The sequence below is a fragment of the Okeania hirsuta genome (assembly GCF_003838195.1).
Classification (GTDB): Bacteria; Cyanobacteriota; Cyanobacteriia; order Cyanobacteriales; family Microcoleaceae; genus Okeania; species Okeania hirsuta.
In genome coordinates, this window is record NZ_RCBY01000113.1 from 1 (window position 1) to 24,960 (window position 24,960).

The following is a 24,960-nucleotide window of genomic DNA, read 5'->3' on the forward strand; positions in this document are numbered from 1 at the left end:
GTAAATCCACAACCAGTAGTTCCACAACCAACTACGGTACAGGAAACAGTAAATCCACAACCAGTAGTTGTGTCACCAAGTATGGTGGAGGCAAAGGTAGAACAACCAGTAGGAAAACCAGTAGGAGTTATTAGTCGTAGAAATAACCAATCTCAGTCACAACCAGTTCTTGTTTACAACCCCTCCCTGCTTCTAATACCTCGCCATGAACCGGCAGATGTAATCCCTACCCAACGAGACTCATCTATAGTGGACTGGTTAGAAACATCAGGCAGAATGTTACCTAGAGATCCTTCAGAATCAGACAATTATCTAGAAGAGGAAGAGGAAATCTCAGAATTGATAGCTGTAGATGACAATTTTAGTGATGATGATGTTTTAGAAGGAAATGCCGATGACTCTGGTGAATAGATATTTTTCAACAATTAATAATTAATAATTAATAATTAATTATTACCTCTCCTTGAAAACGGATAGGATTGACGCGGAGTGGGAAAATTTTTTCTTTTTTCTCCTTGTAAAGGAGAGGCTTTAAACCTTAATTATTCGGTAATTACTAAAAAGCTATTCAGCTTTTAACTGAAGTTGATAATTATTTAATCAAACCTAAAGTATTAAAAAGTGTGTGTGGAGGAGATTTTTTATGCAAAATAAGCTCATTTTTAGTAAATATATTCCTTTATCGGGAGAAAATTTATTCTTGGGTCTGGGTTTAGGATTAAGCTCTTTTGCCCTAATTTTAGATAGCATGGCTAATCGAATTATCGGTATAGAATCTCTGAGCTTACCCCTAATTCTATGTGGTCTAGTAACTGCAAGTTTGGGGTATTGGGTTATACCCATACTTAGAAGACTTAAAGCTGGACAAATAATCCGGGAGGATGGCCCCCAAGCTCATCTACAAAAAGCAGGTACTCCAACTATGGGAGGTATATTTTTTGTTCCGGTGGGAGTAGCGATCGCTCTGTTATTATCGAAGTTTCATCCAGATGTCATGGCAGTATCGGCAATGACTCTAGCTTATGGTTTTATTGGTTGGTTGGATGATTGGAGAATTTTGCAACGTAAGTCTAATAAGGGAATATCTCCGAAAATGAAATTGGCTTTGCAGGTGGGTTTTGCAATGCTATTTTGTGGATGGCTAGCATGGAGTCAACCTAGTACAGTTACTAATATTGCTTTACCATTTGGTTTACAATTATCTTTAGGATTACTATTTTGGCCTCTGGCAGGTTTTGTTTTAGTCGCAGAAAGTAATGCTACCAATCTTACTGATGGTGTTGATGGTTTGATGGGAGGTTTGGGAGCAGTTGCATTTTTAGGGTTAGCTGCTTATTTAGCTCCTACTGCTCCGGAGTTAATGGTTTTTTGTGCTTGTATGAGTGGTAGTTGTCTCGGTTTTGTTGTTCATAACCGCAATCCTGCTAAGGTGTTTATGGGTGATACGGGGTCGTTAGCTTTGGGTGGAGGTTTAGCTGCAGTTGCTCTACTAACTAATACTCTATGGATATTGTTAATTCTTAGTGTGGTTTTTTTAATAGAAACTCTTTCGGTTATTGCTCAAGTGAGTTATTACAAGGCAACAAAAGGACCTGATGGTGTAGGCAAACGCTTATTTAAAATGGCTCCTTTTCATCATCATTTAGAATTATCTGGTTGGTCGGAAACTCAAGTGGTGGGATGTTTTTACTCAGTTAGTGCCATTTTGGCTAGCTTGTGCTTATTTTAAAAAAAAGGAGTCAGGAGTCAGGAGTCAGGAGTCAGGAGGGAAGAAAGAAGATCGGGAAAAGGAGAAAGTTTTTTTATCACTAATAGACATCTGGTAAAAATCCAAAATAAAATCAATTCTTATCCATAAATTATCAATTATTTATCCCTGTTACCTTTTCCCTCTTTTCTGAAGATGTCTAATTATCCGGACATGATATAAATTATTAATTGAAAAACCGATCATGACAAAAGTTTCGGTAATTGTACCAATTTATAATGGTGAGAAAGATTTGCCAGACTTGATAGAATGTCTGCGGTCGCAAACCTATCCCGCTGACCAAGTAGAATATTTACTCGTAGATAATAATAGTGGCGATCAGAGTAAATCACTAATTGAAGCAGCAGCACAGTCAAATCAAATTACAATTTGTCTAGTCACTGAAAATCAAATTCAAAGTTCCTATGCTGCTCGCAATGCTGGTATTCGTGCTGCGAGTAGCGAGATATTTGCTTTCACTGATGGCGACTGTCGTCCTCAACCTCAATGGTTAGAAAATTTAATTCAGCCATTTTCTGACTCTAATATTGGCATTGTCGTAGGAGAAATACTTGCTTTACCTGGGGACAGTTTATTAGAAAAATATGCAGATAAACAAGAGACTCTTTCTCAAAAACATACTTTAGCTAATTCATTTTGTCCTTATGGTCAAACTGCTAATTTAGCTATTAGAAAGCAAGCTTTTGTAGAGGTAGGATTATTTCGTCCTTACTTAACGACGGGTGGAGATGCTGATATTTGTTGGCGTATTTTACGGGAAACTTCTTATCAGTTTAAGTTTGTAGAAAATGCCGTAGTTAAACATCGTCATCGTTCAACTTGGAAAGATTTACAAAGTCAATGGCGCAGGTATGGAAAGTCAAATAAATATTTGCATGAACTGCACGGTATCGATTTAATGCGAGAGTTTAAAACTAAAGAGTATGTGTATCGTTTGAGTAGGTGGTTATTAAAAGAGTTGCCTCTAACAACGATGAAAATAATATCAGGTAAAGCAGAATTGGTAGAGTTATTTGATACTCCTATTGGTTTGTTAAATGGTAGGGCAAGAATTATCGGTCAAAAAGAAGCAAAGCTGTCAGATGAAGCACGACAAATTGAAAGATTTTAGGTAAGCATTTCCTCCGGAATGCTGCGCAAACAGCAGTCAGCCATCAGCTATCAGCTATTACTTTTAGTTTAGGATAAAAGCTTTATTAATTGTCTTACTACAAGAGTTGCTTCCTTTGCCCTTAAAGTCTATTTTATGAAGATGATAATTCTGGTGAAGTTACTGTTTCTATTTTGGATGCGTAAATCATCAGTTTGATATTGGGTTTTTTGTCAAAAAATTAGTAATAAATTTGACGCGATCGCTCTCTTAATTACTGAGGTGGGCGATCGTTTCTGTTTATTTTGAAGGAAGAAGGAAGAAGAAAAAATCTTGCGTTGTTTGACTTTTATGCTAACGCTTAAGTGTTCTTGTTCATTAATTTGGTCAGCTCCGAAGATTATTTTAAAGGCGTAATCAATTTTGGGGTTAATAAATTTCATAGTGTATTTTATTGATTTCAATAAAACGTTTGAACACTAATAATAGGCGTTGATTTTTTAAATAATTTAAGTGAGCGATCGCTTATTTGTTAGGTAAGGAATTAGGGGTAATTTTCCATGGTTTTAATTAATCAAACAAACCTTCTCTTTCCTATGTATAATTAGACATCTCCAATCATCAAAAATCAAATCAATTATCGTACATAAATTATCAGTTATTTCTCCCTATTCCCTATTCCCTATTCCCTATTCCCTATTCCCTCTTTTCTGAATAGGCATTGATTTTTTAAATAATTTAAGTGAGCGATCGCTTATTTGTTAGGTAAGGAATTAGGGGTAATTTTCCATGGTTTTAATTAATCAAACAAACCTTCTCTTTCCTATATATAATTAGACATCTCCAATAATAAAAAATCAAATCAATTATCGTACAGAAATTATCAATTATTTATCCCTATTCCCTATTCCCTATTCCCTATTTTCTGAAGATGTCTATTTAGGAAGTATCTCAATTTATTTTCAAGACTATAAATTTTTTAAAATTTTATTTGCTAAAGAGCCAAAAGATTGACCTAATTGTTTTTTCAAACGCCATCTTTGAAAAGCTTGTTCATATTCTTCTCCTTCAATTTGAAAAGTTTTCCAGGCATCTAAAGCTAACCATAATCCCCACAATAATAAAATTGGTAAAGACCAGGAAAGAGTATGAGCAGTTACTAAATTCAGCAACAATAAAAATGAATTTACAATGCCATATTTAATCAAACTTTGCTTTAATTTGTCTCGACGAACTTGATTAAAAAGTTGTTTTTCCTGAAATTCACTCCGGTGGGAAAGCCATTCCTGTTCTGCTGCTGCTAAGTCTTCTGGAGAAATACCCATTTCATGAGCAATTTCTAATACTTGTGCTCTTGTTAGTTCGCCTCCTTCAGAGCGACGTGCTAGGGCAATTTGTAGAATTTGTTGGGCATCGTCTTGAGCATAAGTTTGGGTAATTTGGTTTTGTTGGTTTGTCATAACTTTATTGTTTAAATTTTAGAATTATTTCTATCATATATTCTAGCTTGCTATAGATATCAAAGAATAACAATAGTAGATTCCTGTCCTGTCAATAGGTGAAATTTCTACTGGATATTATTGGTCATTAGCACTAGAAAAAATGGGTGCATCTCAGTTTTGAAGAAAGCCAAAAATTTATCGCTTTTAGGGAACACCTGATCTGGGAATAGGGAATAGGAAAAAAAGTATTTTTGTAAATATGAGATGCACCCCAAAAATCAGGATGCTCTATAGTCTGAGTTTACCTGTAAATTCACCAAGTGGTTTGAGTATTCCCTCTTGTTGAATATAATTATTTATCCCTTAATTGAGATGCACCTCAAAAAATGACAGTTATATCAAAAGAGAAAATATTTTTTACAGAATAGATGTATTTTTTGTTTGTGATTATCTTAAATATTTACTTGATGAATAGTCTCTGAAGTTATATAGCAGAAGGAAGAAAGTTTTAGTTATTTAGGAGAGAAGGAAAAATCAGATTTTGTCTGAGTTTTAAGCTTTTGATAGGTCTTCACCTTTCTTTCGACTGTTATAATATACTTTCAGGTTTAAACAAACTACTTAAAACAAAAATATGCCATCAAAGTCGAAAGTTACTAACAGTAAAACAAAAATAACTAACGCACAAAAAGAAGCTGCTGAAGCTGAAATTAGGGTAAAACAAAAGCGTGTTGACTATGACACAAAAGAATATCCAGTAGAAGTTCTTACTCAGAAATATATGAAAGGAATAGAAAACGATACTAATGAGTTATTTATTCCTGATTATCAAAGGGAAATGGCTTGGGATGAATCCCGGCAGTCAAAATTTATTGAATCTGTACTTTTAGGATTACCAATACCTTATATATTTGTTGCTGATATTAATGATGAAGAAAATGAAGAAAATGAAGCTCGTTTAGAAATAATAGATGGTACGCAACGTATCCGTACTTTGGCTAAATTTATCAATAATGAGTTAAAACTGACTAATTTATCTAAATTAGGTAAATTAAATGACTTTAGATTTGAGGATTTACCTCTTTCTTGTCAGAGACGTTTCAATAGAGCTACTATTCGGATGATTCAACTTACTGAAGATGCGGATGAGGAAACACGAAGAGATTTGTTTGAACGGATTAATACAGGTAGTGTTGAGTTAAATGAAATGGAAAAACGTAGAGGTATATTACCTGGAAAATTTACCGATATAGTTGAAGAATTATCAAAATTACCCAAGTTTCGAGAGCTTTGTTTGTTTTCTGATGCAGCTATTGCCCGACGAGATCCTCAAGAATTTGTCTTACGTTTTTTTGCCTTTTTAAATAATTATCAAAATTTTGAGAGTAAAGTGGGGGTAAGTAAATTTCTGGATAAATTTTTGGAAAAAACTAACAAAGATAAAAATACAGACTTAAAGAAAATGCGGGATGAATTTGAAACAATGATAGATTTTGTGGAAAAACATTTTCCGAATGGTTTTCGGTCGGGTAAAAAATCAAATCAAACAACTACTAGGATTAAATTTGAATCTCTTTCTGTGGGTGTTGCTCTTGCTTTGAGAGAAAAAAGTAATCTTCAGTATCGAGGAGATGATTTGCTTAATCCTAGCAAGAGTAATTTTCAAAATTACACAAAAGGCGATGCAAGTAGTTCAAGGAAAAAAGTTATTCGTCGGATTGAATATGTACGAGACCAATTGTTAGATAAATAATGACAAGTATATTATTTCAAGACTTTAAGGAACGTTCTAAAGAAGTAAGTAAGTATTTTATTTTTCTCAAGAATTTAGAACAAGGAACTATTCAATTGGCAATGGAAGGTAAAGGAAAAGCAAAAATTAAGGAAATTGATTCTGAGTTAATAAAAACTTTGAAAGCAAGTGCTTTTTTACTGCTTGACAATTTAATAGAATCCACAATGAGAGACGCTATTGAAGCAATATTTGATGAATTGCAAAGTCAAGGTATTTCATTCAACAAAATTAGACCGGAACTAAAGAAAATTGTTCTGGAAAACCTCAAGAATAAAAGCTCTAGTGAAGTTTATCATATAATTGTAGATATCTCTCTTGATATTATTAAAGTTGGATTTGATAGAAAAAAACTATTCTCAGGAAATATTGATGCTAAACAGATTAAAAAAACAGCAGATAAATATGGATTTTCTGCAGACACAAAAACTGATAGTAGCGATTTATTGACAGTAAAGACTAATAGAAATGATTTAGCGCATGGCATTAAATCTTTTGCCGAAGTAGGCAAAGAGAAAAGTGCTGATGAACTAATAAAAATCAAAAATAATGTAGTGAAGTATTTGAGACAAATCCTAGAAAATATTGAAACATATTTAACTAATCAAGAATATTTAGATTCATCTACAAATACTCCCTAATATTATGTTCAGATTATGAAATATAATTCAATACGGTTCATATAAAACCAAAACTCATAAGGTATTGATCTATAGACTAATGTACTTTCCTTCTGGATACATCTCATATTTGCAAAAATACTATTTTCCTGTATATTCCCTGTTGCCTGTTGCCTGTTGCCTGTTGCCTAAAAGCGATAAATTTTTGGCTTTATTCAAAATTGAGATGCACCCTTCCTTCTTCCTTCTTTCTTCTTCCTTCTTCCTTCTTCTAACTGTATTTACTCTCGCCAACGACCAGAACGAAGAATACTAATAATTAACCACAACCCAAGAAAACTAGCTACTGCAAATAAAGCTTCACTTAATACAGATAACTGACTACTTTGAGAACCTGCAGTTACAATAGCAGCACCAATAATTAATGAACCTACCACTACACTAAAAGACAGTCTATTAGCTGACTTATTTACACTACGAGTCAAAGGTTCAATATCTTTTAACGTCAAATTCCACTTCAATGTTTCGGAAGTAAGTCTGTCTAAAAATAAGTCTAGTTGACGAGGCGACTCTAAAGATAAATTCTTCACATCAATAGCTGTTCTTAATAAAGTTTGCACCGGATCGTCACCTAATAACTGTCGCCGAAATAAATCAGTCATTAATGGTTTAATCTCATCCAAAAGATTAATTTGGGGATAAAAACTACGAGCGACTCCTTCTAAATTTGCTAAAGTTTTAGAATATAAACCTAAATTACTTGGTAATTTAATTTTGTTGTTACGACACAATTGTAATATGTCATAAAAAACTTCAGAAAAATTGATTTCAGATAAGCTGAGATTGTAATATTTTCGCAGCATTTTGCTGTAATCATTTTCCAACTTAGCTAAATTTGACCGTTGAGCAACTTCTGCCATTTCTAAAGTTAACTGAGTACATCTTTTAGCATCTAGATCGACGATCGCTAATAATAATTCCGTTAAATTCTGCTGACTGCGAGGATCGAGACGACCTACCATTCCACAATCTAGTAGAGCAATACGTCCATCTTCCAGATAAAATATGTTGCCAGGATGAGGATCGGCATGAAAGAAACCGGTGATATAAAACTGTTGAAAGAAAGCACGACATAATAATGTAGAGAGTGCCTGCTTTTCTGCATCTACATCCCCATTATTGTTAATGCCTTTAACCTTCACTGATAAGATAGGTTTACCATCCAACCATTCGAGAACTAATATTTTCGGAGTTGTTAGTTCCCAATATACTTCCGGAAGCATTATTTGCTTGGGATCAAACCACTTACTGGTAGATAAGTCTCGACGTAGTTCATCGGTATAAGCAGCTTCCTTAGTAAAATCAAGTTCAGCTTTCAGAGCAACACTAAACTCTTCCGCAAGAGAAACTATATCGTAGTCATTGCCAAAATCTGTGAATGAAACTAATTCAGCTAAACTTTTTAGCAGGGATGTATCTTTGTCAATTATTCTGTCAATACCTGGACGTTGAACTTTTAGAGCTACTTCTGTACCGTCTTTTAGAGTCGCTTTGTAAGTTTGAGCGATGGAACCCGCTGCTACACACTCAGTATTAATATCACTAAATATTTCTTCTAGAGGTTGGGATAATTGTTGACGAATTAAGATTTCCACTTCTGACCAAGGTACTGCTGGTACATTGGCCTGCAAACTTGACAAGGTGTCAATATAGTCTGCTGGTAATAGGTCTGGACGGGTACTGAGTAACTGGCCAAGTTTTACATATACTGGGCCTAAATCTACAAGAATATTGCGTAGAACTTCTGGTGTTGGTATATCTGGTTCGCCAGTTTTGCCCCCTGTGAGGAGGGTTTTCATATAGTCCCAACCATTGCGGAACACAATTTCGACTATTTCAGCTCGGCGAGAATTAGTTGCTGTCAGGCTAGATAACACGGGGCCTCCCAATGATTGGATTGATGTTTGTTTTATAGCAGAAGGCAGAAGGCAGAAGCGGTGCGACCCCGCGTCGGCGACAGACGCAAGCGGTCAGACCCCGCGACGACGCCAGCTCGCTTGCGGAATGCTGACCAAGAGAGGGAATGCGCACCAAGAGAGGCAGAAGGAAAAATCTGGCGTTGTCTGAGTGTTCTGCTTTTGATCTGTCCTCACCTTTCTTTCGACTGCTTTACCGATAGGGAAAATCTGATATATCTCAATATTTAGGATAGCGTTGATCGAAAGCTGGCGCATTTTGAGTAACTTTCATCTCAGCCATAGACTTTTTTTCTTTATCTATACTGACTTTTAAGAATTTTATCCGAAATAAAATGTATAGCAAGGAACGAGTTGGTGTTTGACTGATGTTAATGATGAACCGTAAGACAGAGAAATACTTTTCCCACTGTTGCCTGTTGCCTGCTATATCAATTTTCAATCAAATTAAAACTTTTGACTTTTTATTTTTGACTTTTGTTTTAAGAAAAAGTATCTGTTTTGACAGCAAGAAAACCATAAATTAGAAAAATTTCCGCTTTACATTATTCCCAAAGTTCTTTATATTTATTTTATAATCAATAAAGATATGTAGTCAGGAATCCCAGGACTAAAGTTCAAGGGCTTGGATAGACTGCTTGAAGTCTTTGCCAGCCAACACCTGACTATCCTTAGATATTTGCAGTCTAAGTTACAGGTTAGTGTTAAAGTTCCTATCTTGAGATGCTCTCTCTGCCAGTCCTATCCTCTAGAACTCAATGGTTAAACAGGCATAGTGGGTTAAGCCAGTACCTTTGACATGATACCGACCTATAACATTCTCGTTTCGGCTATGGCCGATCTTTATTGATCCCCTAGCGAAAGCTAAGGGTTTCCAAATTACCGAAATATTTTTAGATGAATAATATAGAATCTGTCGCAATTGAACGGTTTCAGACTCGTAGTCCTATAGATTTAGACAGTTGTCAGTTAAACCGCGAGTTAGTTGGGTCTAGGGTAGTAATGGTGATTGACTGCCCATCTACGGAAAAGTGCCATCAACTTTGGCGCGATCGCTACCTATTAATGCGTCGGTGTTTAGATTTATGGTTAGCTCATCAAATCGTAATTAGTTACAAGGGACATCCTTATGGTCGTACTCCGATGCGTCAATCTTTAGCCTGATTATTTTCTTGGTTAAATTATATATATAGCAATTTTCATACTGGTGAGGCGCTATATAAATTATAGCTGGCGGTGCGCAGTGACGCACCGTTATTATTTTTTGTAAATTTTTAGTTAGAAATAATTTTGTTAAAAATTTGAAACTATTACTCCTATTGTCTGTTGCCTTAATATTTTCTATACAACAGGGAACAGGGAATAGGGAATAAAATATACTTTTGTATTTGAGTAGTCAATCTAAAAATAATTTTTCCTACTTATTTAAGCTGACTATCAAATATACAATTAATTTTGCTTAACTACTTAGTAAAAATATATAAAGAAAAGTTGAAATAACTAAGTTTTGGATGTACTTTCTCAGACTAACGTTTATTCAAAATTTATTTCTGGTCTCTATATCGCGATGATACTTACTATATAATTATTCAAAGCTTATTCTAAATAATAAATACTCAAAAAAATAGCAGTGTTAAATAATTTGTCAAAAATTCAAGCATATAGATAAAAAGTATGAAATTGTTACTGATAACTGATAACTGAAATGACCCATTTTGCCTAATTTCAATATATTCCAAGATATTTTATGCACAACGAAAATATAACTGCTAGACCTATTCAGAAAATTCTATTTGGTAGCCCAGGTACAGGCAAAAGTTATAAAGTGCGAGAGATAGCAACTAATTCGTTGGGAATTAAATGGCATGAACAAACAAAATCATTAGAAAACACAATTAAAACAGTCTTTCATCCTGAATATACTTATGCTGATTTTGTAGGAAAATTATTGCCACAGACTATCGGCAGTTCGGTTATATATAAATTTTATCAAGGTCATTTTTTACGAGCATTAGGATTAGCTTACAAACATTTAGTTAATAATAGTAATGAGAATGTGCTGTTAGTAATTGACGAATTAAACCGAGGTAATGCTGCTGCTATATTCGGTCCGATTTTTCAATTATTAGATAGAGAAACAGATAATTGGTCAACTTATGATGTCAATTTATCAGAGTTAGAAATAGTGGCTTTGTTAGGTTCTATGGGGTATGATGCTCAAACAACTGATAAAAATATACAAGTGGATGGAAGTAATTTTGATGTTTTTTGTAAGATGACAAAGATGAATTTAGAAATGAGTAATAATCAGGATGGTTTAAGGGTCTTAGAAAATTTGACAAGTCAGAGAATTTCTATTCCTAGAAATTTATCGATTATTGCGACGATTAATACTTCGGATGAGTCGATTTATTATTTAGATAGTGCTTTCAAACGGAGATGGGATTGGGAATATGTGGATGTGCCTGGTTATGGGATAGAAAAAATTAAAGATATAGCGATCGAAGGTAGGGATGAGAAATGGGTTTCTTTTGTGAATAAGTTGAATGATTTTATTAAGGTCAATCATCATCTAATTCGCCGCATTGAAGATAAACAAATTGGGGTTTGGTTTTTGAAGTCTGAAGATAATCAAGTTACGAAAGAATCTATAGAAAATAAGTTAATGTTTTATCTGTGGGATAGTGTATTTCCTAGAGATAGAAGACCTTTGGAAGATTTATTATCAAAAGTGGATAAACAAAGTATTAAATTAATTACATATTCTGATTTTATTGCTTTATCTGACGATTTTATTGATGCGATTATTTCTTGTGAATGGTTGACTTTTTAACTAATTTTATTTTTTGCTGTTTCTAGATGATATTTAATACAGGAAAAGCCAGAGGAGAAAAGGAAAGAGTTCAAGAATTTAGAATTAAGAATTTATAATTTATAATTACCTCTCCTTGAAAAGAAGAGGATTGGGTTAAAAGGAATTTTTTTCTTCTCTTGGTCGATTGGATATGGCGAGGAGACCCGTTCTTACAGACCCGCTCCGAAGTACGCCATCCCACCCTTCGGGAAGCTACGAAGATCGACCGCTTTTTCCCCTTGAAAGGGGAGGCGAATAAAGCTGAATTATTTAATTAATAATTATTAATTATTAATTATCATTTTCTTTGTGGGTTTAATACCCCACCGTCAACTGGAGTGTTCACGCATTACTTGGGGGAGCGTAGACGCGGAGCGGCCCTTCGTTGACTATCCCCATGTAATTTTCCTCCTGTCTCCAGTATAGCTGTCTCCTGTCTCCTTCTTCAAGGAATGGACCCAAAGTAGCTCAGTGGATGAGCGAGCATCTGGAACGTCCTATTCATCCCTTAATTTATCAGGTTTAATTTTTTTATACCGATGCTACCGGATTTGATATAACTATTAATTAGGGTTTGCTGAATAAAGTTTTTTTTGCTGGGGTAGGAGACAGGAGACAGGAGACAGGAGACAGGAGATATGGAAACGAGCAAGGAGGTAGGAGTAAGAATTGTAAGAATGATTTTTATGCCCAACTATGAGCCTAAAATACTAACTTTTTGAGCATGAAGAGCTGAAAAATTTGCACTTTTTTCGACCCCAAAAAGGCACTTATCTTTGTATGTCAATGCTTTTAGATTTAATCAGAAAGCCCTAATAATTAATAATTATTAATTATTAATTGTTGAACCCTTCCTTCTTCCTTCTGCTATGTGAGTTAAAAAATTTTCAACATTTGTGCTGCTTGGACTAAACCAGGCACAGCTTGTACAGGCCATTTTCCTTCTGCCCTGCGCCCTTGATTTAAAATGAACTGAACAGTATAACTTTCTGGAAACCCTTCTACCTGCATCCAGAGCAAATCACTTTCAGCTTCGCAGACTATTCTCTCTTCATCCATCAACTCATCTGCCATCTGGTTTATAGCTTTATTTAACTGGTCTAATAATCTGCAAAAATCCTCAAGTTCTCCTTCTGTTAGTTCTATTGACCACTCATTACCAGCAACTAAACCCTTAAATCTTTCTGCTTCAGGATTCAACCCTAACCGCCAACCAGCTCCACTTTTGACTATTCGTCCCATTTTTTATGGCCTCAGCAAATCTGCATCTCCCGGTTGGGGAATAATTGGCGCTCTAGGATTTGAACGTCCAGAGTTATCTCTCTGATATACATCTGGTATTGATGGAGGGTTAGGATCGCCACTAAAAATATTTACTAATCTATTAACTAAAGTTTCTCTTTGAGAGCGAGTTAAACTTTGAATAGCTTCACGATCGCCCTCCATTGGATTTTCAGTTAAAGTATTCTTTCCTGGATATACCGATGATTGTAGATAATCATTCGCCCCAAGGTAATCTGCTAATGTTAATTTCCAGTCAAACCGATAATTGGGAGGACGACCTTTCACATATAGATGATACCGAATTAAACGTGACACTAGAGTTTCTTCAGTATCTACTTCACCCGTTTCTTGAGATATATAATTATTTTCTAATGGCAAATCTGGTATTTTTTCATATACAAATGGCCAAACCTCTGTAGCTCTAACTCGCTGTTGGACAAGTTTTATTGAGTCTTTAAAATTTTCTTGGTCTATAACTTTTTTTAACTGATAATGAGTAGAAGGGTTTGCTGTAATCGCCAGAGAAGTCCATAACCCTTCGATACTAGCGCAAACCACTACTGTGATAATAATAATCTTGAAATATTTGAGCCACCGCTTCTTGCTCATGGCTATTATCAAATAACTACTATTATATTTACCTATACTATGCTACTACTTACATCACTAATTATTTCTGGCTGCATCAATTCGTCGGACATTTCGACTACAGCACGGATAACAGGTTTCATTAATTGTTCATCCATATTATCAAAATCTTCATAACGACGGCGTTTGGCACGATTAGCTACTTGTACCACAACACGATAACGATTAGATGCAGCTCTAATCAGCTCTTCAGACCTACGACTTAGTTCTGCGGAATCAATACTAGATTGCTTTTCTATGTGCATAAATTTTATTAGCCTGTATAGTTTAATCGGTCATCTCTTATGAGTTCAGTCATCAGTTAACATTTTTAACAGGTTTGTTTAAGACCACTAATATATTTTGAAAAGCGCGTGATAGTTTTTGATGGCCACTTGTTAATAAGCCATTATATACCTGAGTAACTGTTTGCTGTTAACCTATTCAAGATTGGTAAGTCTTTAAACCATATTAATAGACTCTTAGTCAACTACGATGAGTCACATTTGGAGTAAAAAACTTACATTACAGTAGCATTTTTTCTGTAATAAGTAAAGATGATTAACTGTCTAATATATATTTTTTGTTCTCTGTTCTCGAAATTAGGTGGTCAATGCTAATATTTTTAGTTAAAATTCAATCAATATTAATAAATTTATACTAATATTATCAATTTTTATTGCTTATGTTATTAGCTACTCCTTCGACTGTAAAGCGCTTTTCTCAGACTCATCATCATCCCCTAAAAATAGTTGCTTTGGGAGACAGTTTAGTTTATGGTTTTGGTGATTATGAAGGTGGTGGATGGGTAGAGAGATTACGACGGCAGTGGATGTTGCCAGACAGTCCTGGTCATGTGCTGTATAATCTTGGAGTCCGAGGAAACCGTGTTTTACAAGTAGAACAACGCCTGGAACATGAGTTTCGCCATCGTGGAGAATTAAGAAATCGTCAACCAGATATTATTATTCTTTCGGTTGGGGTAAATGATTCTGCTAGAGTCCAAAGACCAGATGGACGTTACTATACTGATTTTTCCAAATTTAAAACAATTTTAGATAATTTATTGGATACATCAAAACAACTTTGTCCTGTACTATTTGTGGGAATGGTTCCTGTTAATTTGGATAAAATGCCTTTTCAAGATTGTTTATATTATAGTCACGAGGATCAATTTATATATAAAGAGGCGACTCGGTTGGCTTGTTTAAAGCGAAAAATTCCTTATTTAGATGTGTTTGAAAAATGGTTAAGTAGGGGCGAAAATTGGTGGAGATTACGTCTTTGTCCAGATGGCATTCATCCTAATGTCGCAGGTTATAAAGCTCTATTACAAGATGTATTGGACTGGGAATATCTGAATTTATTAACTAGCTAAGGTTAGTTTGAAGAGAAAGGAATAATGAGGTTTACTCGCCAGATCCTATTAACTAAGTGAGGAAGCAGGAAATTATGTAAGCATTTCCTACGGAATGCTGGGCAAGCAGCTACCTCGCTATTAGTTATTCCTAGGTCATGCTTACTTGACTAAATCAATATTGATTAGCTTTTTTTACTTGTTTATGGCTTTGTTGCACAAAAGATGATGTTTAGGGTAAAAATAAAGAAGTTAAGATGGTACACAAAATACAGTCAGTAGGTATGAGTAAATCTAAGTCCTTGTATCGGCTCAAAAACTGGTCTGAGTATGATGCATCCTTAAAACAGCGAGGGAGTTTCACTTTTTGGCTGACTCCGGAGGTGATTCCGGAGTCAGCCAAAAACTGGTCTGAGTATGATGCATCCTTAAAACAGCGAGGGAGTTTCACTTTTTGGCTGACTCCGGAGGTGATTCCGGAGTGGCTTAATCAGAAAAAAACTGGACCTAGGGGAGCATCTAATAACTACAGTGACACGGCCATTGAATTTATGGTGACTATACAATCCTGGTTTAGTCTGGCTGGACGACAGACGCTGATGTTTTGTGGAACCTATATTTGAATTGATGGACTTAGATTTACCAGCTACCTTTCCATAGCACCGTATCCCGTCGCTGACAAAAACTGAATGTTCAACTGCCAGTTATACCAACGCTCTGAAGCTATTGATCTGGTAGTAGACTCTACAGGGGTGAAAGTTTATGGAGAAGGTGAATGGAAAACAAGAGTTCATGGTAGTGGTAAACGGCGTACATGGGGTAAACTACATCTGGGAGTAAATTAAGCGACTGGGGAGATAGTGAGTGGGGTAGTGAGTACCAATGATGTGAGTGATGACCAAATATTTTCTGACCTATTAGATGGAGTAGATGGGGAAATAGCCCAAGTATCAGGAGACGGAGCCTATGATAACTATAAGTGTTATGAGAAAGCTAGGCAACCAGGAGCAAAGACAACTATTCCACCCAGGAAAAATGCAGTAATAGGTCAACATGGCAACTGTAAATGTCCACCTCATCCCAGGGATGAAAACCTCAGAAGAATTAGAATTGTAGGACGCAAGAAATGGAAGGGTGAATGTGGTGATCACCGACCCTCGTTGTCGGAAACCACCATGTTCAGGCTCAAAGTTCTTTTTGGAGGCAAGTTACGAAGACGAAAATTTGACAATCAGTCAGTGGAGTTATATCATGTTCGGACGGGTCAGTTATAATAAAATTTAAGGACTCCGGGTACCGACAGTACCAAAGAAATACTGAAATTATCAATGCTTTTCTCCAATATTTTCTATGTATTCCTCCTTTCTTCCCTCCTGACTCCTGACTCCTGACTCCTGAGGACTCACAACAGTTATTTATAAGTATTCAACCGAACATGATATTATTCATACAATGTTCCATGGTCAACGTGATGATTGGCGTAGGGTAAGCCGCAGAGCTACTTTGTAGAAATCTAGTTAACTTCCAACCAAGGGAGTTTTTTGCGATGCCGGAACGGATCGCGGAGCGAATCCCTACTTTCATCCAACAAAGCCCTTGTTTATCATAAACTGACTGTTGACATCTTGCCAGGCTTAAAGGCAAGGGGATTCCTACCGATCCGAAGCTCCTCGGTGGGTTGAGGTTTTGCTGATGCAAAGCTCCGCTAACACAGGCTGCAACTTACTATACGCAAGTCTTATACTTGCCTCCGCGTCCGTTTTTTATCTCGGACTGCCCGTCCGCTACTAGTAACAAAAATATAACATATGTATTCAAAAAAAACAACTAAAAAGTCGCCCGCTTATGGGCGAGGCTTTAAACCCAATTTTTCGGTAATAGTTATCTAAAAATTTATATCCAATCATAAATCAAATATATATTATTAGCAAATTAAGCGGCGTTGCTGAGTGGTAATGATTTTGAGATTAACTTTGGGCACAAAACATCAGTTTTTCAATTTTACCTTCAGCTAATAGACATCTCCAAGAATCAAAAATAAATATCTATATCTCAAAGAAATTATCAATTCTTTACCCCTACTGCCTACAGCAAAGCTGCCTACTGCCTATGGGTGGAGTAGATGTCTAATTATCATTACATTTAAGCAACGCCACTTTTAAAGTTTGTTTCTAATACTTTATTTGTTGTAGACAATGTATGTTGAAAATCATTTATATGATGATTTATTTCAAAACTTTTTTATTCTATTACTTAGATTGATAAATTATTGGTAAGCATTCAGCCGTCAGCTATCAGCTATTGCTTTTATTACGCATTCAAAGCTGTATTAATTGAGCTAGAATTAAATCTTACTACAAAAGACCTTAAAATCTATATTCATTTAAACTCCATCCTGAAAAGGAGTGTCTTATTGCTGAGAGTTGACTGCTAATAGCTGAATACTTACAATTATTGTTTACTAAGGCGATCGCCTGTCTTCTTAATTATTCTGTTTTTCAATGATTTCCTATTTTTAGATTATTAATTTATCTCTGGCCAAATAATTAAAATTTAAAGCCTTTTATTTACAGCGGTTTTCATTTTGGTAGACCACAGTAGGGATGTTCCATGGAACGTCTCTAACATATTTTGCTTGTGACGATGTGGTTTATTGATTTGAAAAGCGCTGTAAATAAAAAATAAAGAAAAAAATTATTGTTGCCAATCCCTTCTTAAAAGAAAAAGTAATGATTAATTAGGGTTTGCTGAAAAAGTATGAGTGGTAGGGGTAGGAGACAGGAGACAGGAGACAGGAGACAGGAGAAATTGGAATTTATAGGAGGTAGGAGCGGGCGTTTTGTAAGAATGATTTTTCTGCCCAACTATGCGCCTAAAATACGCTCCATGCATGAGCATAAAGAGGTGAAAAATTTGCACTGCAATTCGACTCCAAAAATTCTTTAGTCTTTATATGTCAATGCTTTTAGATTTAATCAGCAAGCCCTAATTATTCTGGAAATTATCTATATTTATAGAATTATTAAAGAGTAAATATATTGCTTGATCATTTTACTTTGATTGAAGTTATGGAATAGCAAGAATTAAAATATTAATAGACAGCATATTCACTTATTTATGTTGTACAACTGACCGGGTAAATATTTTTTGCTTGTTCTCTCTCCGGCCTTCCCATCTTACCTACTTACTCCCTCACACCATCAATATATCTACTTCCAGAGAGTAGGAAACTGCTATATATTACAATAATTAAAGTCAAACTTATAAAAAACATATTTTTCTTTATTCCTTCTTCCTTCCACAAAAATATGAATCAAGAAAACTGGTTAAAAATATTAGAACAAAATCGAATAATTGCCGTTATTCGTGCCTCAGAAATCGAGATAGGTATGAAAATGGCAAAAGCAGTTGCTGCTGGTGGTATACGCATAATAGAAATCACTTGGAACAGTCATAAAGCATCAGAATTAATTACTTTACTCCGCTCTGAATTACCCACTTGTATAATTGGCACAGGCACATTATTAACCATAGAAGAGTTACAAAAAGCACTAAAAATTGGTTGCCAATTTATCTTTACGCCACATACTAACCCTGCTATGATTCAAACAGCAAAAATAGCAGCAGTTCCGATTATTCCCGGCGCTCTTTCTCCCACAGAAATATTAACTGCTTGGCAAGCAGGAGCTAGCTGTGTTAAAATATATCCTATCTCAGCAGTAGGAGGCGCAACTTATATCACAAGTTTGCAAGGACCTTTAGGAGAAATTCCTCTAATTCCTACTGGTGGAGTCACCTTAGGAAATGCTAAAGAATTTATCAAAGCAGGTGCAATTGCTGTAGGTTTATCAGGGAAATTATTTCCAAAAGATTTAATAATTGCTCAAAATTGGGAAGCGATCGCGAGACAAACTCAGGCCCTAGTTAGAGAACTTTCAGCAAACAATTGAATCTGAAAATTAATCAAAATAATCTACTTCTAAATTACACCATTATTGTGTTTTGATTAGGTATAAAACATGAAAAACTTAGTTAGTTCTAAAAAATGGTATCAAGTTGGTAAAATATGTGCTGCTACAGCACTAACTATTACAACTTTTTTATCCTGGTCAATACCAACCAAAGCTAGTGGATGGGAAAATCTAATTGCCACGAGAATGTTAGAATTACAACAATCAGCGGAACGTTGGATTTCAATTGACTTATCAACCCAAAGATTAATTGCCTGGGAAGGAAATAAAGTAGTTTATGCAGTCGTAGTTTCCACAGGTAAATCATCAACTCCTACTCGCTTAGGTACTTTCAGAGTACAAACAAAATATCGCACTGCCAGAATGACCGGAGCAGATTATGACGTGCCCGACGTTCCTTATACTATGTATTATGATGGGGGAATGGCGATTCATGGTGCTTACTGGCATAATATGTTTGGTACCCCAGTTAGTCACGGTTGTACGAATGTAGCAGTCAATCACGCCAAATGGTTATTTAACTGGGCATCAGTGGGGACACCTGTAGTAGTACATGAGTGAAAGAAAAAAGGGCGTTGCTGAAGGGCGTGTATGATATTAATTTTAATTACTTAGGAGGATTGAGTCAGGAGAAAGAAAAGTGCTTTTCCTGAAATTAAGTAAAGAGAACATCTAATTTTGCCATTCAAAGAATGACTCTTAATTTACCTAAATTACTAAATTATTTATTTCATACCTCAAATCACCAAGGCCGAAAAAAGTAACAAAAATATATATGCGTATTCTAGCCATCGGAGATATTCACGGTCATTCCAGAGCATTTGATACATTGATTGCAGCAGTTAAGCCACGATTAGAGGATGTTATTATTACTCTTGGTGACTATGTAGATAAAGGTCCAGATTCTCAAGGAGTGATTAATCGATTAATTGCACTTTATGAAACTGGGCAACTTGTAGCCTTACGTGGCAACCATGAATTAATGATGATGAGGTCTCGTGATTGTTCGCAATATGAAGTTCGCTGGCATAATTCTGGTGGCAAGGAGACTTTAGCTTCTTATTCAAAATTTGGTAAATCTCAACTAAAACATATTCCAGACGAACATTGGTATTTCCTTGAGAATATCTGTGTAGACTGGTGGGAGTCAGACGAACATTTTTTTGTTCATGCGAATGCTGCTCCCGATCTATCTCTGAATGAGCAGTCAGAGTACAAGCTTTTTTGGGAAAAACTTGATAACCCCATGCCTCACTTTTCAGGAAAAACAATGGTTTGTGGTCACACAAGTCAAAAAAGTGGTAAACCTCTTAATGTCGGTAACACTATTTGTATTGATACCAGAGTTTATGATGACGGTTGGTTGACTTGTTTGGATGTCAGTAGTGGTAAACTTTGGCAGGCAAATAAAAAAGGTAAGTTGAAAACAGCGTTAATAGATGATTTTGCAACTCGTCAAACATAAAAAACGATGGGAGGAAAGTTTCCGGAAGATTTATCCCCTGATTTAATAACGACTCGCGGGTAATAAAGTGGCGTTACTTTCCGGTTTGGTTTTCAATGTACCTCCTATTGAGACTTACACAACTTAACTGGTAAAATTAGACTATAATGCTTGTAAATCAATAATTTTACGTCGAAGCGCTCGCTACGGGACTTACACAAAATTTTAGAGCTGCCGAAATCAAGTAAATATTAAGGGGCTAAATTACTTACTATACTTCGATTCCAGTAGTTTGATGAATTTAATCTTTAATTGCGAAAAGCGATATTATATAAGACTTTTGGCGAAGTTTACACTTCTCATCTTCAGCCCAAATATAGCCCAAACTCTCTCTGTGAGAGGTAAATACGTCACGGTTATTAGTCAACCAATCAAAAAAACGGAAAGACATAGCTGTACGAAAAGCGTACCATTGCATCAGTAAATGTCTTTAAAGGTTGATTGGCCCATTGTCTTTGTAATCCTCCAGTTAGTTGATGCCAAATGATCAAAGTATCAGCACAAAATACCAAAATAAAATGGCGTTCTAGACTCCATTTATCTCTTATATCATGTCCGGTAGCATCGGTCTTGTATAGCAAAGGTAAGGAAGAAGGAAGAAGGAAGAAGGAAGAAGAAAGAGGGAAGAGGGAAGAAGGCTACCCTCGCAAGAAAAAACCATCATTTCCTGTAGATATTCACCCTTGGGTTTATACAAACGATATAAACGGACATGATATTACTTGATATTCTGTTAATCCTCACCATCATCATTGCTTCTCGGTAAAAAACTTCTATCCAATTTCTGTTTGAGTAGCTATTTACTATCCACTCAGATGTTACTTTTGATGGCTCGACATTGGTCATAAAATTATCAATTTCTGTGGCCTCTTCTATAGAACTAGCATTGATAACGATAGCAAATGTTCTTTCTCCAAAAAGGCGTGAAGTTGATGCTCTAGATGAACATGGTCTGGCATAATTTCTAGTGCTATCAACCTCCAGTTGTGCTCAGTACATAGCTCAAAAATAATCTCTTGGAGCCTTTGTTTGACATCCTCTACGCGGTTTAACGGGTGATAAAGCCTTTGACTGAGAGAGGAATAGAAGTAGTGATTCCACCGAAAAAAAATCTAAAAGAACTCCGTAATTATGATCGAGTCTTATACAAAGTACCTCATCAGATCAAAAATTTTTTCGCCAAACTCAAACAGTATCGAGCGATCGCCACAAGGTATGACAAGGGTTCAGTAAACTTTCTAGGAGGAATTTATGAGGAATTTATTTGGTAGCTTCAGTCATTTTATTGCCATAGCGATCATCATCTTCCTTGATCATATAATGGCTATCTTCTAGAGTTTAGACTAACTATAGCAGTGCATTCTGGCAGATTTACACATTATTTTTTGTAAACCTTTTCGCTTACTGCACTTTGAGCTGGAAGTTGTAAATACCTGAGGGAGCAGCGTTGTACCCAAAAATAACACCGTACAGTCTAGTATAATCTCATGTGCGATCGCTACTGAATACCAGCAAAGTTGATGGTTGACAAATATTAATAAATCAAATTTCAGAAAAAGGGAGAAAATTGAAAAGCAATTAAATAGAAACATAACTCTCCCTGATGAATACTAACATAAATAGACTGCAAAAATTTAGGACTGATACCTACAATTTACTTGGGTTTGCTCAGGATTCCACTTATGATTTAATCCATGCAGTTTTAACCACGCTTAACAGCCAATTCATTGGCTGATTTTTCCCTTTCACCTTGATTTCAAAGACAATGGCCTTCTACTTATGAATCCTTATCTTCCGTGAGCTTAAGCCTCAAAAAAACTTAAGCCCTGGAAGGGTCGCACAATCAATGTTCGGACTTTTAGTCAAGATTGGAACCCCTGCTAAAACTGCCAAACCCCGTGGAAAATCCACTGGTTGGAAAACAGGTAAAGTCAGAAGTAAAAGAACCCGTTATCCTGTAGTAAAAAAACGAAAAAGTCCCACAAAAAAAACCAAAAATCTGAAAACTTAGACTCAATTTTTGGTTAATTTACCTTCTTTTTTCACCCAAAACAATCTTGGGAAATTTTGTCTTAGTCTAAACTCCAGTAATTTTATGATCTGAAAATTTAAGAATCTACTATAGCAATCCTATTTCATATCATGTCCGATTATATACTTAGACTTTGATGAAAGGGAGATAGAGAACATAAGTTAGAAGGAAGAAGGGTTTCCTCCAATTGTGACGTAATTTTACACACTAAGGATACTACCGGACATGATATCAGTTGCGGGTAACAATATCTTGGAATTTAGGGAACACCTTAACTGGGAATAAGGGGAAAAGTTTCAGAATTTTTATCTATACTGAGATTTTTGACAAATCATTTAGGATTGCTATATTAGTTAGAATCTAAAAGTAGTCCGTAATGTTGTCACCCAAATAGTATCATTAAAATCATCGTGATTCGGATTAGTAATCACAAATAAACCAGGAGTAACAGAGATATTATCATTAAGTTGGAATCGATAAATTGCTTCTATATGTATAGAAGTATCGTCATCCTTGAGTGAATCATCATCACCGCCATCAGTAACAATAGGAGGAACCCCTACCATAATACCGCCCATGTTACCTTCCTTAAACAAATCTGGAAAAGCAACATAGAGCATTCCATTAATGATAGTAACATCGTCATCATCACCGTTATCATTTTCCGGACGAGTCCAGGTGCTACCAAACCAACCTCCGATTTCAATTCTTTCATTCACTCTCCAGTTAGCTTGAAAACCAACGTTATCAGCAGTAGTGGGAGTACCATCAAAGGGGTCTTGAGCCTTAAAACTGCCTGTACCACCGCTAACATCAACATCATTTTTCCCCCAATACTTGCGCACATAACCGAGACCAAAAGACAGATTGGGATTGGGTTGAATTATGAGCTGACCCAAAGCACTATAGTCACCATTGAAAATACCAGCACCTTCATTTGGATCTTCTGGCTCGCCAGATAAGTAAGCGATTTCGAGTAAAAAGGTCTCATTAAATGCGTACTGAATCCCCAGACCAGCACCAGCAGGACCTCGAAAACTTGTGGGGTTACGTCTACCAAAGCGGGAGATAGTGCCTTCGCCTTCATCTTGAAGGGGTGTTAAAACTGTGGAAACGTCGTCAAGGTCAACTCCAGTCGGACCAACTAAAACTTGAGCTTTATCGCCTACGGGGAAACTGTAGAAGAATAGGTCGATGAAGACTGTATCATCACCATCAGCTTCATCAATACCTGCAAGAGTCATTAAGGTATTAGTGAGGTTTTCTCCGCTGAGGTCGGGAATATCTGTTGCTTGCAGACGGGTAAATAGTAAATCTTCTCCAGTAAAGCTGGTCTCAAAATTCAGACGTATTCGGTAAGATAAAGTAGTTTGAGTTTTATCGTTAGCTGATGCTTCTCCCCGAGCTTGTGCTCTGTCTCCATAAGTATCAGTTAACCAAAATATTATTTCACCATCTAGTTTGGTTGTAGTGGAAAATTGATTGGCTTCCAATTCTGCGCTGCGTGCTTCTAAAGCATCTACACGACCGCGCAATTCTGCTAATTCTACGGCAAATTCTTCTTGCAACCTTTGTAACACAGCTAAGTCGTCGCGAGTTACTAAGTCTGCGGTTGCTGCTGCGACTAATTCCGTAATTCTGTCTAAACAAGCGTTTAAACCTGCTGCAAATTCATAACGAGTCATGGCACGGTTGCCTTTGAATGTGCCATCCGGATAACCTGCGATACAACCATAACGTTCTACTAATGATTGTAAAGCTTGAAAAGCCCAATCTGTGGGTTGGACATCTGATAACTGGGAAACAGATGTTACTTGGCCCATTGGGTCTACTACTTCTAAGTCTGATGCCCCTTTAATTCCTGAAGTTATCCCTTCAATAGAGGTCTCTGATTCTAGGTCGGATACCCCAATAGAATTTTTGGGTGATGTCTGAGTAGGTTTTTTTGATTCTAGGTCGGATACCCCAATAGAATTTTTGGGTGATGTCTGATTCTCTGGTGGAGTAGGCAGTGCCTGGGCAGTATTAGCCATTAGTAGGGTGATACTGAGAATGCTAGGACTATATTTTACAAATTTATTAAGAGTTTTTTTCATTCAGTTTTTACTCATACCCCTTGATTATTAAGGGGATTTACTCTGTTAGTAAGGATTAAAGTTATAGTTTATCGGCACTAACTACTTTGCCGAGCTGGTTAATAGATAATAACTTATTGAGTTATTATCTATTAATTTTTTATTTGGCAAGGTTAAAGTCTTGAGTATACTATTTTCAATTATCAATAACCTGAGAAAATATAGTAATACCATTTCTCAAAAGTTTTGCTACATCTCCTTGGAAGTAGGGAATAGGGAGTAGGGAATAGGGTTAAAAGGCATAAGATATTTTGGATTAATGCCGATAATCCTCTACATTCATTACTGAATCATTATTATTACTTAATAACTGAAGTTCATCGGAAGTATAGCATTATTTTTGGGAATTGGTATAATACATACTGATATATTTATATGCTATATCAGTATTTGTAACGTAGTATTAATTGGTATTGCAGGAAAAATGAAGAGAATTAACTATGTATTATCATTTTCTTTGTGGGTTTAATACCCCACCGTCTACACGGTGTTCAAAATTACTTGGGGT

Annotated in this window: 26 protein-coding genes and 2 pseudogenes; 17 read left to right on the plus strand and 11 right to left on the minus strand. The window is 35.9% G+C overall.

The features are described 5' to 3' along the window. The 3 genes from D5R40_RS18395 to D5R40_RS18405 all read left to right on the plus strand — a co-directional run. Window positions 1–411 (plus strand): DUF3134 domain-containing protein (locus D5R40_RS18395; RefSeq protein WP_240041616.1); only part of this gene is annotated, 411 nt, incomplete at its 5' end. Window positions 412–643: 232 nt separating this feature from the next. Further along, entirely contained in the window at window positions 644–1,729 is a 1,086-nt protein-coding gene (gene mraY, locus D5R40_RS18400) for a phospho-N-acetylmuramoyl-pentapeptide-transferase (RefSeq protein WP_124155024.1), read from the plus strand. A 223-nt stretch (window positions 1,730–1,952) separates the two neighbouring features. Continuing rightward, complete coding sequence (locus tag D5R40_RS18405) at window positions 1,953–2,879, plus strand: glycosyltransferase family 2 protein (RefSeq protein ID WP_124155025.1); 927 nt, start codon at window positions 1,953–1,955, stop codon at window positions 2,877–2,879. Window positions 2,880–3,091: 212 nt separating this feature from the next. On the opposite strand, the gene D5R40_RS35515 is transcribed toward D5R40_RS18405, so the two are convergent. Together D5R40_RS35515 and D5R40_RS18415 are read right to left on the minus strand one after the other, a co-directional pair. Beyond that, window positions 3,092–3,301, minus strand: a complete 210-nt coding sequence (locus D5R40_RS35515) for a hypothetical protein (protein WP_124155026.1) — start codon at window positions 3,299–3,301, stop codon at window positions 3,092–3,094. A gap of 525 nt (window positions 3,302–3,826) precedes the next feature. Further along, a complete protein-coding gene (locus D5R40_RS18415; RefSeq protein WP_124155027.1) occupies window positions 3,827–4,318 on the minus strand; it encodes a 2TM domain-containing protein in 492 nt (163 codons plus the stop codon). Window positions 4,319–4,934: 616 nt separating this feature from the next. On the opposite strand from D5R40_RS18415, the gene D5R40_RS18420 reads away from it, so the two are divergent. Further along, window positions 4,935–6,053 (plus strand): DUF262 domain-containing protein, encoded by a 1,119-nt coding sequence (locus tag D5R40_RS18420; RefSeq protein ID WP_124143344.1) that lies wholly within the window; start codon window positions 4,935–4,937, stop codon window positions 6,051–6,053. Then, window positions 6,053–6,733, plus strand: coding sequence for an MAE_28990/MAE_18760 family HEPN-like nuclease (locus D5R40_RS18425; protein WP_124143343.1), 681 nt, complete (start codon window positions 6,053–6,055; stop codon window positions 6,731–6,733). Before D5R40_RS18420 ends, D5R40_RS18425 begins: the two co-directional genes overlap by 1 nt. 120 nt (window positions 6,734–6,853) lie before the next feature. Here D5R40_RS18425 and D5R40_RS35520 read toward each other — a convergent pair whose 3' ends face one another. The 3 genes from D5R40_RS35520 to D5R40_RS18435 all read right to left on the minus strand — a co-directional run bounded on the left by D5R40_RS35520 (window position 6,854) and on the right by D5R40_RS18435 (window position 9,130). Beyond that, complete coding sequence (locus D5R40_RS35520) at window positions 6,854–7,006, minus strand: hypothetical protein (protein WP_161564337.1); 153 nt, start codon at window positions 7,004–7,006, stop codon at window positions 6,854–6,856. Then, the gene (locus tag D5R40_RS18430; protein WP_124155028.1) at window positions 6,994–8,649 is read right to left on the minus strand and encodes an ABC1 kinase family protein; all 1,656 of its coding nucleotides are present in this window, start codon (window positions 8,647–8,649) and stop codon (window positions 6,994–6,996) included. The genes D5R40_RS35520 and D5R40_RS18430 overlap by 13 nt, the downstream gene beginning before the upstream one ends. Before the next feature lie 259 nt (window positions 8,650–8,908). After that, window positions 8,909–9,130: a hypothetical protein gene (locus tag D5R40_RS18435; RefSeq protein ID WP_124143341.1), complete on the minus strand. Its 222-nt coding sequence runs from the start codon at window positions 9,128–9,130 to the stop codon at window positions 8,909–8,911. 455 nt (window positions 9,131–9,585) lie between these two features. Here D5R40_RS18435 and D5R40_RS18440 point away from each other — a divergent pair, with 455 nt between their 5' ends. The 3 genes from D5R40_RS18440 (at window position 9,586) to D5R40_RS41250 (ending at window position 12,242) form a co-directional block, all read left to right on the plus strand. Continuing rightward, complete coding sequence (locus D5R40_RS18440; RefSeq protein ID WP_124143340.1) at window positions 9,586–9,852, plus strand: hypothetical protein; 267 nt, start codon at window positions 9,586–9,588, stop codon at window positions 9,850–9,852. A gap of 583 nt (window positions 9,853–10,435) precedes the next feature. Beyond that, on the plus strand, window positions 10,436–11,521 hold the full coding sequence (locus tag D5R40_RS18445) for a restriction endonuclease (RefSeq protein ID WP_124143339.1): 1,086 nt from the start codon (window positions 10,436–10,438) through the stop codon (window positions 11,519–11,521). A gap of 595 nt (window positions 11,522–12,116) precedes the next feature. Continuing rightward, window positions 12,117–12,242: a hypothetical protein gene (locus D5R40_RS41250; protein ID WP_275670282.1), complete on the plus strand. Its 126-nt coding sequence runs from the start codon at window positions 12,117–12,119 to the stop codon at window positions 12,240–12,242. Between the two features lie 176 nt (window positions 12,243–12,418). Here the strand turns inward: D5R40_RS41250 and D5R40_RS18450 are convergent, their stop codons facing one another. The 3 genes from D5R40_RS18450 to D5R40_RS18460 are packed head-to-tail and all read right to left on the minus strand — an operon-like array spanning window position 12,419 to window position 13,719. Then, window positions 12,419–12,784, minus strand: a complete 366-nt coding sequence (locus D5R40_RS18450) for a DUF1818 family protein (protein WP_124143338.1) — start codon at window positions 12,782–12,784, stop codon at window positions 12,419–12,421. A gap of 3 nt (window positions 12,785–12,787) precedes the next feature. Beyond that, window positions 12,788–13,435 (minus strand): hypothetical protein, encoded by a 648-nt coding sequence (locus D5R40_RS37070; RefSeq protein WP_192901039.1) that lies wholly within the window; start codon window positions 13,433–13,435, stop codon window positions 12,788–12,790. 32 nt (window positions 13,436–13,467) lie between these two features. Beyond that, the gene (locus tag D5R40_RS18460; RefSeq protein WP_445974406.1) at window positions 13,468–13,719 is read right to left on the minus strand and encodes a DNA-directed RNA polymerase subunit omega; all 252 of its coding nucleotides are present in this window, start codon (window positions 13,717–13,719) and stop codon (window positions 13,468–13,470) included. Window positions 13,720–14,138: 419 nt separating this feature from the next. Here D5R40_RS18460 and D5R40_RS18465 point away from each other — a divergent pair, with 419 nt between their 5' ends. From D5R40_RS18465 to D5R40_RS18495, 7 genes and pseudogenes are all read left to right on the plus strand, one after another. Next, window positions 14,139–14,831 (plus strand): GDSL-type esterase/lipase family protein, encoded by a 693-nt coding sequence (locus tag D5R40_RS18465; protein ID WP_124155029.1) that lies wholly within the window; start codon window positions 14,139–14,141, stop codon window positions 14,829–14,831. A 236-nt stretch (window positions 14,832–15,067) separates the two neighbouring features. Beyond that, window positions 15,068–15,433, plus strand: a complete 366-nt coding sequence (locus D5R40_RS18470) for a transposase (protein ID WP_124155030.1) — start codon at window positions 15,068–15,070, stop codon at window positions 15,431–15,433. 66 nt (window positions 15,434–15,499) lie between these two features. Then, window positions 15,500–16,084 (plus strand): annotated as a pseudogene (locus D5R40_RS18475) (IS5 family transposase). 1,483 nt (window positions 16,085–17,567) lie between these two features. Next, window positions 17,568–17,756, plus strand: coding sequence for a hypothetical protein (locus D5R40_RS35530; RefSeq protein ID WP_124145074.1), 189 nt, complete (start codon window positions 17,568–17,570; stop codon window positions 17,754–17,756). Window positions 17,757–18,118: 362 nt separating this feature from the next. After that, window positions 18,119–18,760 (plus strand): bifunctional 4-hydroxy-2-oxoglutarate aldolase/2-dehydro-3-deoxy-phosphogluconate aldolase, encoded by a 642-nt coding sequence (locus tag D5R40_RS18485; RefSeq protein WP_124147086.1) that lies wholly within the window; start codon window positions 18,119–18,121, stop codon window positions 18,758–18,760. A gap of 69 nt (window positions 18,761–18,829) precedes the next feature. After that, window positions 18,830–19,342 (plus strand): L,D-transpeptidase, encoded by a 513-nt coding sequence (locus D5R40_RS18490; protein WP_124147087.1) that lies wholly within the window; start codon window positions 18,830–18,832, stop codon window positions 19,340–19,342. A 214-nt stretch (window positions 19,343–19,556) separates the two neighbouring features. Next, entirely contained in the window at window positions 19,557–20,246 is a 690-nt protein-coding gene (locus D5R40_RS18495; protein WP_124155031.1) for a metallophosphoesterase family protein, read from the plus strand. A gap of 346 nt (window positions 20,247–20,592) precedes the next feature. On the opposite strand, the pseudogene D5R40_RS42700 reads toward D5R40_RS18495, so the two are convergent. Together D5R40_RS42700 and D5R40_RS42705 are read right to left on the minus strand one after the other, a co-directional pair. Further along, window positions 20,593–21,224: pseudogene (locus D5R40_RS42700) on the minus strand (hypothetical protein); the annotation flags it as partial. Continuing rightward, window positions 21,158–21,397 carry a transposase gene (locus tag D5R40_RS42705; protein ID WP_353769996.1) on the minus strand — a complete coding sequence of 80 codons (240 nt, stop codon included), beginning with the start codon at window positions 21,395–21,397 and terminating at the stop codon, window positions 21,158–21,160. The gene D5R40_RS42705 and the pseudogene D5R40_RS42700, both read right to left, overlap by 67 nt. Here D5R40_RS42705 and D5R40_RS18515 point away from each other — a divergent pair. Both D5R40_RS18515 and D5R40_RS18520 read left to right on the plus strand, forming a co-directional pair. Continuing rightward, entirely contained in the window at window positions 21,353–21,556 is a 204-nt protein-coding gene (locus tag D5R40_RS18515) for a transposase (protein WP_205127232.1), read from the plus strand. The genes D5R40_RS42705 and D5R40_RS18515 overlap by 45 nt on opposite strands. Before the next feature lie 575 nt (window positions 21,557–22,131). Continuing rightward, a complete protein-coding gene (locus D5R40_RS18520) occupies window positions 22,132–22,296 on the plus strand; it encodes a hypothetical protein (RefSeq protein WP_205127650.1) in 165 nt (54 codons plus the stop codon). A gap of 374 nt (window positions 22,297–22,670) precedes the next feature. Here D5R40_RS18520 and D5R40_RS18525 read toward each other — a convergent pair whose 3' ends face one another. Next, window positions 22,671–24,413, minus strand: a complete 1,743-nt coding sequence (locus D5R40_RS18525) for an iron uptake porin (RefSeq protein ID WP_124154749.1) — start codon at window positions 24,411–24,413, stop codon at window positions 22,671–22,673. Window positions 24,414–24,960 lie beyond the last annotated feature (547 nt).

What these genes read in the sequence shown, in the direction of transcription:
- D5R40_RS18425 (WP_124143343.1), top strand. Translation starts at nt 6,053, where the DNA reads ATGACAAGTATATTATTTCAAGACTTTAAGGAACGTTCTAAAGAAGTA.
- D5R40_RS18460 (WP_445974406.1), bottom strand. Translation starts at nt 13,719, where the DNA reads ATGCACATAGAAAAGCAATCTAGTATTGATTCCGCAGAACTAAGTCGT.
- mraY (WP_124155024.1), top strand. Translation starts at nt 644, where the DNA reads ATGCAAAATAAGCTCATTTTTAGTAAATATATTCCTTTATCGGGAGAA.
- D5R40_RS18420 (WP_124143344.1), top strand. Translation starts at nt 4,935, where the DNA reads ATGCCATCAAAGTCGAAAGTTACTAACAGTAAAACAAAAATAACTAAC.
- D5R40_RS18520 (WP_205127650.1), top strand. Translation starts at nt 22,132, where the DNA reads ATGTTCGGACTTTTAGTCAAGATTGGAACCCCTGCTAAAACTGCCAAA.
- D5R40_RS18415 (WP_124155027.1), bottom strand. Translation starts at nt 4,318, where the DNA reads ATGACAAACCAACAAAACCAAATTACCCAAACTTATGCTCAAGACGAT.
- D5R40_RS35515 (WP_124155026.1), bottom strand. Translation starts at nt 3,301, where the DNA reads ATGAAATTTATTAACCCCAAAATTGATTACGCCTTTAAAATAATCTTC.
- D5R40_RS18525 (WP_124154749.1), bottom strand. Translation starts at nt 24,413, where the DNA reads ATGAAAAAAACTCTTAATAAATTTGTAAAATATAGTCCTAGCATTCTC.
- D5R40_RS18405 (WP_124155025.1), top strand. Translation starts at nt 1,953, where the DNA reads ATGACAAAAGTTTCGGTAATTGTACCAATTTATAATGGTGAGAAAGAT.
- D5R40_RS18445 (WP_124143339.1), top strand. Translation starts at nt 10,436, where the DNA reads ATGCACAACGAAAATATAACTGCTAGACCTATTCAGAAAATTCTATTT.
- D5R40_RS18470 (WP_124155030.1), top strand. Translation starts at nt 15,068, where the DNA reads ATGGTACACAAAATACAGTCAGTAGGTATGAGTAAATCTAAGTCCTTG.
- D5R40_RS18440 (WP_124143340.1), top strand. Translation starts at nt 9,586, where the DNA reads ATGAATAATATAGAATCTGTCGCAATTGAACGGTTTCAGACTCGTAGT.
- D5R40_RS18485 (WP_124147086.1), top strand. Translation starts at nt 18,119, where the DNA reads ATGAATCAAGAAAACTGGTTAAAAATATTAGAACAAAATCGAATAATT.
- D5R40_RS18450 (WP_124143338.1), bottom strand. Translation starts at nt 12,784, where the DNA reads ATGGGACGAATAGTCAAAAGTGGAGCTGGTTGGCGGTTAGGGTTGAAT.
- D5R40_RS37070 (WP_192901039.1), bottom strand. Translation starts at nt 13,435, where the DNA reads ATGAGCAAGAAGCGGTGGCTCAAATATTTCAAGATTATTATTATCACA.
- D5R40_RS35530 (WP_124145074.1), top strand. Translation starts at nt 17,568, where the DNA reads ATGAGTGGTAGGGGTAGGAGACAGGAGACAGGAGACAGGAGACAGGAG.
- D5R40_RS18490 (WP_124147087.1), top strand. Translation starts at nt 18,830, where the DNA reads ATGAAAAACTTAGTTAGTTCTAAAAAATGGTATCAAGTTGGTAAAATA.
- D5R40_RS18465 (WP_124155029.1), top strand. Translation starts at nt 14,139, where the DNA reads ATGTTATTAGCTACTCCTTCGACTGTAAAGCGCTTTTCTCAGACTCAT.
- D5R40_RS18495 (WP_124155031.1), top strand. Translation starts at nt 19,557, where the DNA reads ATGCGTATTCTAGCCATCGGAGATATTCACGGTCATTCCAGAGCATTT.